The 13,228-nt window shown below is 63.9% G+C and carries 10 protein-coding genes and 1 tRNA gene; 6 read left to right on the forward strand and 5 right to left on the reverse strand.

Annotated features, from left to right (window positions below; genetic code table 11):
- The first annotated feature begins 166 nt into the window (after positions 1–166).
- From DKK67_RS13995 to DKK67_RS14010, 4 genes are all read left to right on the forward strand, one after another.
- Positions 167–757, forward strand: a complete 591-nt coding sequence (locus tag DKK67_RS13995) for a TMEM165/GDT1 family protein (RefSeq protein ID WP_111497111.1) — start codon at positions 167–169, stop codon at positions 755–757.
- Positions 758–1,035: 278 nt separating this feature from the next.
- A complete protein-coding gene (locus DKK67_RS14000; RefSeq protein WP_228160662.1) occupies positions 1,036–1,950 on the forward strand; it encodes a L,D-transpeptidase family protein in 915 nt (304 codons plus the stop codon).
- A 286-nt stretch (positions 1,951–2,236) separates the two neighbouring features.
- Positions 2,237–3,682, forward strand: a complete 1,446-nt coding sequence (locus tag DKK67_RS14005) for an NfeD family protein (protein ID WP_111497113.1) — start codon at positions 2,237–2,239, stop codon at positions 3,680–3,682.
- 39 nt (positions 3,683–3,721) lie between these two features.
- Positions 3,722–4,501, forward strand: coding sequence for a slipin family protein (locus DKK67_RS14010; RefSeq protein WP_111497114.1), 780 nt, complete (start codon positions 3,722–3,724; stop codon positions 4,499–4,501).
- A gap of 68 nt (positions 4,502–4,569) precedes the next feature.
- Here DKK67_RS14010 and DKK67_RS14015 read toward each other — a convergent pair whose 3' ends face one another.
- The 5 genes from DKK67_RS14015 to DKK67_RS14035 all read right to left on the reverse strand — a co-directional run bounded on the left by DKK67_RS14015 (position 4,570) and on the right by DKK67_RS14035 (position 11,322).
- Positions 4,570–4,848 carry an Lpp/OprI family alanine-zipper lipoprotein gene (locus tag DKK67_RS14015; protein WP_111497115.1) on the reverse strand — a complete coding sequence of 93 codons (279 nt, stop codon included), beginning with the start codon at positions 4,846–4,848 and terminating at the stop codon, positions 4,570–4,572.
- A gap of 206 nt (positions 4,849–5,054) precedes the next feature.
- Positions 5,055–5,612: a L,D-transpeptidase family protein gene (locus DKK67_RS14020; protein WP_111497116.1), complete on the reverse strand. Its 558-nt coding sequence runs from the start codon at positions 5,610–5,612 to the stop codon at positions 5,055–5,057.
- Positions 5,613–5,762: 150 nt separating this feature from the next.
- A complete protein-coding gene (locus tag DKK67_RS14025) occupies positions 5,763–6,758 on the reverse strand; it encodes a CobW family GTP-binding protein (protein WP_111497117.1) in 996 nt (331 codons plus the stop codon).
- A gap of 79 nt (positions 6,759–6,837) precedes the next feature.
- Entirely contained in the window at positions 6,838–8,571 is a 1,734-nt protein-coding gene (locus DKK67_RS14030) for a potassium/proton antiporter (protein ID WP_111497118.1), read from the reverse strand.
- A 72-nt stretch (positions 8,572–8,643) separates the two neighbouring features.
- Positions 8,644–11,322 carry a diguanylate cyclase gene (locus DKK67_RS14035; protein WP_162628841.1) on the reverse strand — a complete coding sequence of 893 codons (2,679 nt, stop codon included), beginning with the start codon at positions 11,320–11,322 and terminating at the stop codon, positions 8,644–8,646.
- Between the two features lie 200 nt (positions 11,323–11,522).
- On the opposite strand from DKK67_RS14035, the gene DKK67_RS14040 reads away from it, so the two are divergent.
- A tRNA-Gly gene (locus tag DKK67_RS14040) sits at positions 11,523–11,593 on the forward strand.
- A gap of 426 nt (positions 11,594–12,019) precedes the next feature.
- Complete coding sequence (locus DKK67_RS14045) at positions 12,020–13,066, forward strand: oxamate carbamoyltransferase subunit AllG family protein (protein WP_162628842.1); 1,047 nt, start codon at positions 12,020–12,022, stop codon at positions 13,064–13,066.
- The last annotated feature ends 162 nt before the right edge of the window (positions 13,067–13,228 follow it).

Below are 13,228 nucleotides of genomic sequence, written 5' to 3' on the forward strand. Positions count from 1 at the left end.
GAAGGCAAGGCCTTCCGGGTGGCGGTCAACAAACTTGAGGCACATCCTCATGGCCGCTGCGTCCCGCCCAAAGGGATTGACGAGACCTGGGATAACGTGACCTCCGTTGGGGCGGAAGGTCGAGTTATCCCTGTGTTCTCGGAAAATCCGCCCCTACGGAGTATTCATGGACGCTTTCCTCGCCTCGACATTGGCCGTGGCCATCGCCGAAATCGGTGACAAGACCCAACTGCTGTCGCTGTTCCTGATCTGCCGCTACAGCAAACGTCTGCCGATTATCATGGGCATCGTCGTGGCCACCCTGTTGAACCATGCCCTGTCGGCGCTGCTCGGTGCCTGGCTGGCGAAGGTCATACCGGCCGACTGGCTTCCCTGGATCCTGGCCGCAAGCTTCATTGCCATCGCCCTGTGGCTGTTGATCCCGGACAAGGACGACAGCGAGGACGCCGGCCTGCTGCGCTTCGGCGCCTTCACCGCCACCACGCTGATGTTCTTTATCGCCGAGATCGGCGACAAGACCCAGATCGCCACCGTGGTGCTGGCCGCCCGCTACGACGCCACCTCGCTGGTTATCCTCGGCACGACCGTCGGTATGCTGCTGGCCAACGTGCCGGTCATCGTCGCCGGCAAGTGGCTGATGGACCGCCTGCCACTGGCCACCGCGCGCCTGGTGGCCTGCGGCCTGTTCATCCTGCTGGGGATCATCACCCTGTGGACCGCCCTCAACGGCAGCGCCGGGGCCCTGCTGAATTACTGAACCGTCATCCGGAAACACACGTTTGCAACACTCGTGACGGAGAAAGCGACGCGTGACTGTGGAATAATGGCCTCTTTGTGGCCGTCGCGGGGCCTTCCGGTCGACTCGACCGATGACCCGCAACCGGTTTATCCGAAGGCAGTGCAGGCCGGCGCCCCGACAGGGACTGTGTTGGCCCCCGGGCCTGCCCGATGGTTTAATAACACGGACGTCCGTCCCAAGGATATTCAGTGATGCATTTTCTCAGACAGGGCCTGATCGCGGCTTCGATCCTGCTGATGAACTCCGTCGCCCTGGCGGATCAGCCGGTCATGCCGATCAAGGGCGACCTCATCGGTCAGCTGCAAACCATGACCACCCGCTATGAGGACACCTTCGCCGACATCGGCACCCGCACCAGCATCGGCTACCTGGAGCTGGTCCATGCCAACCCCGGCGTTGACCCCTGGCTGCCCGGTGACGGCACGCACATCACCCTGCCCGAGCAGCACGTCCTGCCGGATGCGCCACGCGAAGGCATTGTCATCAACCTGGCGGAATTCCGGCTCTATTACTACACCGACGGCGGCGTTCGCAGCTACCCGGTGGGCGTGGGCACCGAACAGAACCCGTCGCCGCTGACCGAGGCGTCCGTCACCATGCGCCTGGAATCGCCCGCCTGGTATCCGCCGGAAAGCGTACGCGCCGAATACGCCGCCGATGGTGAGGAACTGCCGCGCATGATCCCGCCCGGCCCGGAGAATCCGCTGGGCCCTTACGCTCTCAAGTTGAGCGCCAAGGGCTACCTGATCCACGGCACCAACAAGAAGTTCGGCATCGGCATGCAGGTCAGCCACGGCTGCGTGCGCATGTACAACCAGGACATCTCCGACCTGGTGTACCAGGTGCCCAAGGGCACGCCGGTGCGCTTCGTCAAGCAGCCGGTCAAGGTGGGCATGAGCGGCAACGAAGTCTGGCTGGAAATCCATCGGCCCAAGGAAGAGATGGATGACGCCACCCGCGACCAGCTGTGGAAGCAGGTGATGGCCCGGATGGACGCCCTCATGGAACAGCACCCGGGCATTGAGTTCCAGCGCCAGGCGGTGGAGCTGGCCATCGACCAGGCGGACGGCATTCCCCGCCTGGTGGGCGAACAGGTGCACCAGGTGGCCAAGGCCCACGCAGAAGGCGAAGACGCCGCCGAGTCGCTCTGATCCCTGCCGGCGCTCGCCCCTGAGCGCCGATCACGCCAGCGCCCTGCCGCCTTCGGCACGGCGTTCCCCGGGGCACCGGCCGGTGCCCGCCATGCCTCACGCAACCACGCCCCTGGACTGGCCCTGAACGCGATTCGGGTTCATGATGAAAGGGTTAGCGGACGTGCTGTGATTCATCCGGATGTTCCTTCCGGGCGCTTCTTCCGGTGATAGAAACCTGCGCGACGTCCGTATGCATTCGGGACAAGCCGATTGACCACCCGTCTGCGTGACAGGAGTGTGGCCCATGACGTGGATCCGCCAACACAGACCCCGCAAGCTGGTGCCCGGCATCAGCCTGTTGCTGATCATCCTGGGCATGACCATCGCCCTGGCCGACGCCGCGGACGAATCCGCCGACGCCGGCGGCACCGCCGTGGTGCTGACCATCGACGGTGCCATCGGCCCGGCCACCCTTGACTATGTGGAGCGCGGCCTGGATCACGCCCGCGACAGCAACGCTCGCCTGGTGGTTATTACCATGGACACCCCCGGCGGGCTGATGTCGTCCATGCGCAGCCTGATCAAGTCGATTCTGGCCTCGCCGATCCCGGTGGCCACCTACGTCTCGCCACCGGGCGCCCGCGCCGCCAGTGCCGGCACCTACATTCTCTACGGCAGCCACATCGCCGCCATGGCGCCGGCCACTCACCTGGGTTCGGCCACGCCGGTGCAGCTTGGCGGCGTCCCCGGACAATCCGATGAGCAGGACGCGCCATCCAGCCCATCCGGCGAGGACACCGACCAGACCGAGCAGGAATCGGCGCCGTCCGGCGACGGCAGCGCCATGGAGCGCAAGGTGCTGGAGGACGCCGTGGCCTACATCCGCGGCCTCGCCGACCGCCACGGGCGCAACGCCGACTGGGCCGAGCGGGCGGTGCGCGAGGCGGTCAACCTCAACGCCGAGGACGCCCTGGCGCAGAACGTGATCGATATCGTCGCCGAGGACGTGCCCGACCTGCTGAACCAGATGAATGGCCGCAGCGTGGTGATGAGCGGCGGCGAACGCACCCTCAACACCGCCAACCTGACCCTGGAGCGCATCGATCCGGACTGGCGCACGCGGCTGCTGTCGGTGCTCACCGATCCCAACGTGGCCTATTTCCTGATGATCATCGGCTTCTACGGCATCATCTTCGAGCTGGCCAATCCGGGCAGTCTGGTGCCTGGCGTGATCGGCGCCATCTGTCTGCTGCTGGCGCTGTTTGCCTTCCAGGTGCTGTCGGTGAACTACGCGGGGCTGGCGCTGATTCTGCTGGGGCTGGCGTTCATCGTCGCCGAGGCCTTCATGCCCAGCTTCGGCATATTGGGGCTGGGCGGGCTGATCGCCTTTGTGGTGGGGTCGGTGATCCTGATGGACGGCACCAACCAGGCGATCTCGTTACCGGTGATTGGCGGCACCGCCGCGGTGGCCGGTGGTTTCCTGCTGTGGGTGGTGACCCGTTTCGTCGGGCTGCGCCGGCGCCAGGTGGTCAGCGGCGTGGAACAGATGGAAGGTGAACAGGGTGTGGCGCTGGACAGTTTCGCCCGGGACGACGATCTTTACAGAGGCCATGTGCGCCTCAACGGGGAGCGCTGGAACGCCACCAGCCCCTCCGAGATCCACAAGGACGAGCCGGTCCGCGTGACCCGGATCGACGGCCTCACCGCCCGGGTCGAACGCGGCGATGAACCGGACGATTCAACCCACTGACACGCGAGATGAACACCGTTCAAGACGGGGAGGAAGGTTATGCTGGGTAGTCTGATACCGTATATCGCGCCAACCGTTCTGATTCTGCTGATCCTGGGCGCCGCCATCCGCATCATTCCGGAGTACGAACGCGGCGTGGTGTTCTTCCTGGGGCGCTTTCAGGGCGTCAAGGGACCGGGGCTGATCATCGTGATTCCCGGCATCCAGCAACTGATCCGGGTGGATCTGCGGGTGATTACGCTGGACGTGCCCAGCCAGGACGTCATCTCCAAGGACAACGTCACGGTCAAGGTCAACGCGGTGCTGTATTTCCGGGTGGTGGATCCGGAGAAAGCCATCATCCGGGTGGAAAACTACGGCACCGCCACCAGCCAGCTGGCGCAGACCACGCTGCGGTCGGTGATGGGCAAGCACGATCTCGATGAGATGCTGACCGAGCGGGACAAGATCAACGCGGACATCCAGGAGATCATCGATACCCAGACCGAGGAATGGGGCATCAAGGTCGCCAACGTGGAGATCAAGCACGTGGATCTGGACGAGTCGATGATTCGCGCCATTGCGCGTCAGGCGGAAGCCGAGCGGGAACGCCGGGCCAAGGTGATCCACGCCGAGGGCGAGCTGCAGGCCTCGGAGAAACTGGTCGAGGCGGCCAACGTCATGTCACGCAATTCCGCGGCGCTGCAGTTGCGCTATCTGCAGACCCTGTCCGACATGAGCACCAACAACAGCTCCACCATCGTGTTCCCGCTGCCGATGGACATCATGGAAAGCTTTGGCAAGCGCGGCAAACCGTCGAACGACGACACGCCCAACTGAACCTCACCTTTCCGGCAGACACAAAAAAGGCCGGCAGTGCCGGCCCTTTTGTGCATCGTCGGAGCGTCTTACTTCATGCTCGACTTCTGCAGCATACGCTTGGCGCGCTCGTTTGCTTCTTCAGCAGACTCTTGCGCTTCCATGGCGGCGGCCATGGCTTCTTCTGCTTTCTCGTAGGCAGCGTTAGCGCGGCTCTGAGCGGAGTTCGCGGTGCTCAGTGCGTTGCTGGCAGTCTGCTCTGCAGAGTTGGCAGTTGCTGCGGCGTCATCAATTGCTTGCTGGTTGCTGGCACAGCCAGCAGTCAGAGCGGTGGCCAGTGCAAAACCTGCGATCATCAACTTACGCATTCTCATTACCCCTTATTGGTGGTTATTGCTTCCTATGACTGCAGAAGTCTATGGAACGAACTCCCTGTCTGTTCCGCAGTGATGGACAAACCGACGTCCAGTTCGCCATTAGCAGTGTAGAACACCGCCTTACGAATAGAGAACTATAGATCAGGATCTTACGTTAGCCAATTACCGGTTCGTAACACGTACGTTAAAGTGACGCGTCAGGGGAGGATACGGATTGGTGTGCCGTCCGGGACCAGCTTCCAGATCTGGTCCATGGCCTCGTTGCTGACCGCGATGCAGCCGTCGGTCCAGTCGAGGCCGGCGTAGGCAAACGCCATGTCGCCGACATCGTTGGGCAGGCCGTGGATCATGATCTGGCCGCCGGGGTCGAGGCCCCAGGCCGAAGCCAGCTCGCGGTCACGGTCGTTGGGGTAGGAGATGTGGATGGACTTGTAGTACTGGCTGCCGGGGTTGCGCCAGTCCAGGGTGTACTCGCCTTCGGGGGTGCGCTCGTCGCCCTCGAACAACTTGTGCCCTTCCGGATTGTCGCCCAGGGAAATGCGGTAGGAGTGGACGGGCTGGCCGTCGGCCATCAGATCCAGGCGACGCTTGGCCTTGTGCACCACGACCCGATCCACACGCAGGGCCTGCTGCTGACCGGGCATGGTTTCAGGATAGGCCGCCGGCGCCATCGCCAGATTACCGGCGGCGACAGACACCGTCGGCAGGCACAATAAACTCCACAGCGCGGCAAGCGCCAAACGTCGGAAAAGCATAGAAAACCAGTAGATTGCTGAAAGTTAATGCCCCTTATATAGCACAGCCTCCGGGGCCATTCGACTTCCAATCGTTACGCTGCGATGTGTGCAGGTTTCAATCTGCGACCCGTTGTCGCTATCGCCGACACATTCCCGCCGTCGCCCCTTCTAATCCCCGGAAGCAGACACAACGCTATCACGCAGGCGGCGCTCCCAACAGGTCGCGTCCAGCGGCCGGTCCGCAATCAGCTCAATCCGGGCCATGGTCTGCTCGCGGATCGGATAGGTCGCCAGGTCGCCTTCCTGGCCATTGACCGCCTGCCAGCCGGACGGGGTGTGCACCACGGCCTTGACCCGTCGCAGATCGGCGCTCCCCAGCGCGCGATAGAGCCTGTCGGTCTGGAACAACGTGGCAGCCGGCAGCGCCCAGCCCAGACTGGCATAGCCCTGGCCCCGGTTTTCCCGGCACACCCACTGCCCCGAGGCGACCGAGAACGCCAGGTCGTCGAAAGTCGGTAACGCCTCCTTGATCATGGCGTCGTGGGCATGGGGATCGGCAAACGTCGCCGTCCCGCCTGGCCCGTCGAGCCAGCCCAGCGGCAGCTGACCCTGCCTGATCGTCCCGAACCGCTGTTTGGCCGGCTGCTGCGCTTGCGACCAGGCCCAGAAACCGGCCAGCTGGTCGTCGCTGCACAGGTCGGCCTTGCTGGCCACCAGCACGTCGGCGGCCGCCACCTGGTCTCGGAAATTGATGTTGTCACGCACTCGCGCTTCCTCAAGGCGGCGGGGATCCACCAGCGTCACCGAGGCGCGGAGATCCAGCACGTCCCGATAGAACTCGCCACGCAGGGTCGACAGCACCCGCGCCGGATGCCCCAGCCCGGTGGGTTCGATCAACAGGCGGTCGGGGCGCGCTTCCCGGATCAGCATGTTCAGCCCCATCTGCATGGGCAGGCCGGCGGCACAACACATGCAACCGCCCGGTACCTCGCGCACGAACGCCCCGCTGTCGCGCAGCAGGGCGCCGTCGATGCCGACTTCGCCAAATTCGTTGACCAGAACGGCCCAGCGCTCGTCCGCCGGCTTCTGCGTCAGCAGATGGCGGATAGCGGTGGTCTTACCGGCGCCGAGAAAACCGAGGATCAGGTGGGTGGGAATCGCCATGGCACAACCTAAATACGTTATAACGTAACCATATTATCACGATGCCCGTGGGCGGAACGACGCCACACCGGCGCGGGGATCAGAAACCCGGTGTGGTTTTGTGGCCGTCGTCGACCTTCAGGCCCACCTGGGTAACGCGATCGGCCTCGGTGGCCCGCGCCACCAGCGTGACCGGGCCCAGTCTGACCTGGTCGCCCACCACCGGATGGCCCTTGGTGCGACGTGCGAAGCAGTCCGCCAGGGACAGGTCCGGTGGCAGCTCGTCGAACTCGATGCCGTAGACCTGCTCCACATCCCCCAGCAGCGCGTCGCCGTTGAGCACGAAGTCGCCGAAGAAGGCCCGCTCCATCAGGTAACGCGGCGGCTCCCGCCCGCTCAGGGTCTGGCCCAACTGGGTGAGGCTGTCGGACAGGGCGAACACCGCCAGCACGTCACCCTGGCGCACTTCGGTATCGGGCGCCGGCGACAGGCACTGGCGCTCCCGGAAGATGCCGGCCACCGCGGCGCGTTCAGGCAACTGGAGCCGGCGCAGCGGGCGCGGATCGGCCCAGCGGTCGCCGCGCAGGGGGAACAGCATCAGCTCGTGATCACCGGCCGCCGGTACGTCCAGCGGCAGGCGCCGGTAGGGTTCCTCCGGCGCCGGGACCTCCAGCCGCAGCCAGCGCGCCGCACGGGCCAGGGAGCTGCCCTGGACCAACAGGGACACCAGCACCACGAAGAAGGCGATGTTGAAGATCAGGGGCGCCTCGGGCAGGCCCGCCATCATCGGGAACAACGCCAGCACGATGGGCACCGCGCCGCGCAACCCGACCCAGCTGATGAAGGTCAGCTCACGGCGATTGAAGCTGAACGGCCAGAGGGTGGCGAACACCGCCAGCGGCCGCGCCAGCAGGATCAGGACCAGCGACAGCACCAGGGCGCCACCGGCCAGCGGCATGAGCTGGCTGGGATTCACCAGCAGCCCGAGGATCAGGAACAGGCTCATCTGCGCCAGCCAGGCCAGGCCGTCGTGCACCTGCAGGATCATCGGCATCATCCGCACCGAGCGATTGCCCAGCACCACACCGGCCAAGTAGATGGCCAGGAAACCGCTGCCCGAGAGCAGGTTCGTCACCGAGAACAGTACGATCCCTGCGGCCACCACCAGCAGCGGATAGAGCGCCGGCATCAGGCGCACCCAGTTGACCAGCCAAACCATCAGGCGGCCGCCGACCAGCCCCATGACCGCGCCAATACCGAACTGTTCGATCAACAGCCAGAAGCTGCCCATCAGCCCGGACTCCTCCCGGGTCAGTAGCGCCAGCAGGGCCAGGGTGAGGAAGATCGCCATGGGATCGTTGCTACCCGACTCGATTTCCAGGGTCGCGCCCACCCGCTCATTCAGGTGCAGACCGCGCCCCTGCAGCAGCGAAAACACCGCGGCGGCGTCGGTGGAGGAGATAATGGCGCCCATCAGCAGCGCCGCCAGCCAGGGCAAGCCGAACAGCCAGTGCGCCGCCACCGCGGCGATACCGGCGGTCAGCAAGACGCCAACGGAGGCCAGCAGCAGGGCGGGCTTGAGGCCCACGCGGAAGGTTTCGGCCCGGGTGCGCATCCCGCCGTCCAGCAGGATCACCGCCAGGGCCAGGTTGCCAACCACGAAGGTCAGCTCGAAATCGTCGAAGCGGATCCCCCCGGGCCCGTCTTCCCCCATCAACATCCCGACGCCGAGGAAGATGAGAAGAACGGGCATGCCCAGCCGGCTGGACAGGGGGCTCAGAAGGATGCTGATCACCAGCATCAGGGCGCCAATCAGGGTGAGGGTCGGGTCCATGCTATCTCCATCCAATCCCCGGCATCATATCAGGTCCGGCTTCTCAGAATGAACGGAGGATCGTCGCAGTACCTAGAGCGCGGACTCGTAGGGGGATGACATCACCTGGTCGCGACCGTTGGCCTTGGCCAGATAGAGCAGCTCGTCGAGACGCTTGAAGGCCTGCGCCATGGGCTCATCGAGTTCGACCTCCACCACCCCGAAACTGGCGGTCACACGTCCCGGGAAGGGCATGGCACGCTGGCGTAGCTGGTCCCGCAGCAACTCCGCCAGGCGCCGCGCACCGTCCAGCTCGGTGTTTTCGCACAGCACCAGGAACTCCTCGCCGCCCAGCCGGTACACCACATCGGTGGAACGCACCTCGCTGCGCAGCAGGCGCCCCAGGGACACCAGCACCTCGTCGCCGACATCGTGCCCATGGGCATCGTTGACGGTCTTGAAGTGGTCGATATCCAGCAGGATCATCGAGAAGGCCTCCTCCTGGCGCCGATAGCGCGCCATCTCGCGCTTCCAGTAGCTCTCCAGATGGCGCCGGTTGAACGCGCCGGTCAGCGGATCGATGGTCGCCTGTTCGCGCAGCTGGAACTCCAGCTTCTTGATCTCGGAGATGTCGGAGATGTAGCCATGCCAGACGGTGCCGCCGTCCGGCGTTCGCCGGGGCGTGGATTCGCCCCGCAGCCAGCGCTCGCCGTAGGACGGCAGCCTGACACGGAACTCCGAGACCCAGGGCACCAGCTGTTTGGCGGATTTGCGGATCGAGGCGTCGACCTCCTCGATATCCGCCGGGTGGATGCGAGCCAGCGCCTTGCGGGCATCCCGGTTGGCTTCTTCCGGCGAGATCTCGAAAACCCGCCGCACGCCGTCGCTGATGTAGGGGAAGCAGCTGGTGTCGTCCGGCCGCACCAGGAACTGGTAGATCACACCGGGCACGTTGGCGGTCAGGTCCTGCAGCAGGCGATCGTTCTGTTCCAGGGCATCCACCGCCCGCAGGTAGTCGGTCATGTCGGTGGCGATCGCCAGGTAGCCCCGGGCTTCGCCCTCGCCGTCGCGGATCTTGGACAGGGTCAACTGCACCTTGCGGCGCTCGCCGTTCTCGCACACGAACGTCCAGCGCTCCGAGGCGAAATGCCCCTGTTCGATGCCCGCCTTGAGCACCTCGAACCCGTGCACCGTCCGCCCGGCCTGGGCCGACAGCCAGTGCCCCCAGGCCTCCAGTTCGTCGTGATCGTAAAACAGCGTGGGGCAGACCTTGTCCACCACGTCCTCGGCGCGGTAGCCCAGCAGTGCCTCGGCGCCGCGGTTGAACAGGGTGACCGTGCCCTCCTGGCTGGCGGTGATGATGGCCACACTCTCCGCTGACGCCAGCAGGCCCGACAGGAAAGCGTTGGTTTCGCGCAGCTCCAGTTCGGTCTGCTTGACGTGGCTGATGTCCGAGTGGGTGCCGATGATCCGCGCGGGCTGGCCCGGTGCGGCCCATTCGATGACCTTGCCGCGATCCAGAATCCATTTGTAGCTGCCATCCTTGCAGCGCAGCCGGTGCACGTTTTCGTAATAGGGCACCTTACCCTCGATGTGTTCCATCAGGTCGTGTCGGCAGGCGGCCACGTCGTCCGGATGAATCAGTTCCACCCACTCATCGGGCCCCGAGCCAATCTCGTCACGGGTGTACCCCAACATGGATTTCCAGCCGTCGGAGAAGAACACTTCGCGCTTGGCGATGTCATAGTCCCACACCCCGTCCCCCGAGCCTTCCAGCGCGAACTGCCAGCGCGCCTCCAGCTCGGAAAGCGCATCCAGCGCACCGCGCAACTCCACGGTACGACGCTCCACGCTGGCCTCCGCCTGACGTCGGCGATACAACGCGGTGCCCAGCAGGGCAGCGACCAGTACGGTCCCGGTGATCCCGGTCAGCAACACCACGATCGCCGTGGGTCGCGGCTGCCAGGCATCGATGCGCTCCGGCACCGCGGTCACTGCCATGGCGCCGTCCGCCAGCGCCAGAGTGTCGGTGTAGGACAGCCCGGCGATCATCGGTCCGGCGCTTCCAGAGGCCGGATCCGCATCGCCGCGGAAGCTCAGGATCATGCCGGGGCGATCCTGATGCACCGTGGACAGCCACTGAACCAGGTCGCTTAGCCGGAACCCCATGGTGACGAAACCGCGCAGGGTACCGAAATGACGGTCGGTGACGCCGCGCCCGGCGTCCTCATGGAAGACCGGCGCGACAACCAGCACGCCGGAGGCATCGCCCGGGTCGTCCAGGTTGCGAATGCCGCTGATCAGCACCGGCACACCGCCGACCATGGCCCGCTCGTAGGCACGCACCCGGTCCTCGAGGTAAGCGGTGTCCACCCCGACCAGGTTGGCCTCGGGGACGCTGCTCTCCTGGTAGCTGACCGGAAAGTGCCGGGGCGGCTTGGCGACCTGGCTGGCCAGCAGCGCGGCCGGACGGCGCAGGTGGTAGCGGAAGTGATAGTAGTAGTCCATGCGTTCGAGGTAGGCGTCGAGCCGATCGGCAGAAACGCTCTCGATCCAGGCCACGGTCATGGGAATACGGTCGGACAGGCGGGCCAGCGAGCTGAACTCGCTGCGGGTGAGCTCGGACTCCAGGGAAATGAAGCGGCGCAGGGCGTCCAGTTCCAGCATCTGCCCCTGAATCAGCTCCTCGACCAGCAGGATGCGCGAGCGCGCTTCCTGCTCGAAACGGGAATGCACGACCTCACGCTCGGCGTCCGCCGTGCGCTGGGCCACAAATATCGTAAGCGCCGTCCCGATGATGATAACGAACAGGACCGGCCATCCCTGGACCATCGCGCGACGAAAAGCTGGACGCGAACCTGTGGTCAAAGCCTATTCCCGGGTGGTCAGAACATCATTTGCATAGTAGCACAGCGCCGCTGTGCCGAAGCCTTGCCTGACAGGAATTGACAATCTATATTGGCACCGGACGCGCGGGTGTAGCTCAATGGTAGAGCAGAGGCTTCCCAAGCCTACGACGAGGGTTCGATTCCCTTCACCCGCTCAAGCTTATCCCGCATCATGCTTACTGCCACGACACTTGGCCACCCCGGCCTGACAGGATTGCATGCAAATTGCTGCTCCTGACTATTCGGCTCGATGGCTCTCAAATCGTTTGCGCTTCCGCCTCCTGATACCCAAAAAAAGGCCTGTCCGGGCCAGCCTTCATTTGGTGCATTAATCAGTACACTGATCTTATTTGAGACATCGAACAGACACATCTCCCATTCATAGCGTTATAGATAACCTGCGTTTTTAATTATAAAAATCAAAGATATAAATAAAAAAGAATTCAAATTTAAGCGACTGGCACAGCTTGTGTATGCAAAGTGTCTAAACACACAAATGCAAGCGTAAAGACGCCATGACGCATATCCCTGAAAACAGGTACCGTCGGTTTGATACTCTTCGACTCGAAGGGGTGGTCCCGTTGGGCGAGGTAGTTCCCGATGTCCATGCCCGCTCGCTGTTACATGCTGGACCGCCCTATGCGGAAGGCCCTTTACCCGCACCGGTCCACAACGCGGCCATCAACGCCGTTCTTTTCGAGCGTCTTGCAGACAATGCAAAAGACGCCGCGGCCATGCTCGAACGAGGGGATTTCAGGCTGAGTCCCGCCCAGGACTTCGGTGTCACCACACCGCTGGCCCAGGTGGTTTCGGCGTCGATGCCCGTATTCGTTATTGGCGATGGCGACCGTCACGTCTACGCCCCCCTCGTTGAGGGTGCACCTCCAGCCCTACGTTTCGGCTCGCCTGACTCACGGTGCGTGGGTAACCTTCGACTGCATGCGCGTTTCGCTGCCATGGAGCTGAATGATTCGCTGGCCAAACATCCCGTTCCACTCGCAAGCGTCATTGAATACGCCCTGGCCAACGGCAACGACTGCCATACCCTGACTGACCAGGCCAACCATGCGTTGCTGAGCCACCTGAGCGGTCTGTCCCAAAGTTATCGCACGCTGCTGGAAAAGAGCCCGGGCTTCGTTCTACCGGTGCTGATGGGCGCCTGCGGCTGGCTGTTGCGTTACGGCAAGAGCGCTATCGCCGCGGGTGGCGGCAATGGCCGGGAGTTCGGACTGCGCCTGAAAAGCCAACGCCATTGGCTCACGACAGTCGCCGAACCGCCAACGGGCCCAAGGTTCCCCGCTCAGGTTGGCAAGACTGCCCTTGGTGCAATCGGCGACAGCGCTGTCATCGACCTATGCGGCCTCGGTGGCCAGGCCCTCAACTGCGCGCCCTCTCTGGTGAGCGAATGGCGGGGCCTGCTCCCTGATGACTTGGAAAGCCGTCACGCTACCGTGCTTGATGCAGACACCGGAATTGTCAGCCCCGCAGAGGTGGTTCGCCACCGAACACCGCCCATCATCAACCTCGCCCTGGTCGGAGCTGATCAGGAAGGCGGCATACTCGGTAAAGGCTTTTACCAGCCGCCACTGACCCTCTTCCAGCAGTTGACGGAAAGGATGGCCCAATGACGATCCATGCCTTTCAACGTCACCGAAACCCTGGAGCGCCCCCGATTTTTCCCGTTCTGCGAGCTTACTTCCGAGGAAAGTTCCGGGCGGCTTGGTGATCGAATGTTTCCCGGTCTCAGGCTGGCCGGGGAAAACCAACAACAACCACGTTTGAGAAAGCGC

Origin of the sequence: Marinobacter bohaiensis, from assembly GCF_003258515.1 — a bacterium.
Taxonomy (GTDB): Bacteria; Pseudomonadota; Gammaproteobacteria; order Pseudomonadales; family Oleiphilaceae; genus Marinobacter_A; species Marinobacter_A bohaiensis.

What these genes read in the sequence shown, in the direction of transcription:
- DKK67_RS14015 (WP_111497115.1), bottom strand. Translation starts at nt 4,848, where the DNA reads ATGCGTAAGTTGATGATCGCAGGTTTTGCACTGGCCACCGCTCTGACT.
- DKK67_RS14030 (WP_111497118.1), bottom strand. Translation starts at nt 8,571, where the DNA reads ATGGACCCGACCCTCACCCTGATTGGCGCCCTGATGCTGGTGATCAGC.
- DKK67_RS14020 (WP_111497116.1), bottom strand. Translation starts at nt 5,612, where the DNA reads ATGCTTTTCCGACGTTTGGCGCTTGCCGCGCTGTGGAGTTTATTGTGC.
- DKK67_RS14000 (WP_228160662.1), top strand. Translation starts at nt 1,036, where the DNA reads ATGAACTCCGTCGCCCTGGCGGATCAGCCGGTCATGCCGATCAAGGGC.
- DKK67_RS14010 (WP_111497114.1), top strand. Translation starts at nt 3,722, where the DNA reads ATGCTGGGTAGTCTGATACCGTATATCGCGCCAACCGTTCTGATTCTG.
- DKK67_RS13995 (WP_111497111.1), top strand. Translation starts at nt 167, where the DNA reads ATGGACGCTTTCCTCGCCTCGACATTGGCCGTGGCCATCGCCGAAATC.
- DKK67_RS14025 (WP_111497117.1), bottom strand. Translation starts at nt 6,758, where the DNA reads ATGGCGATTCCCACCCACCTGATCCTCGGTTTTCTCGGCGCCGGTAAG.
- DKK67_RS14005 (WP_111497113.1), top strand. Translation starts at nt 2,237, where the DNA reads ATGACGTGGATCCGCCAACACAGACCCCGCAAGCTGGTGCCCGGCATC.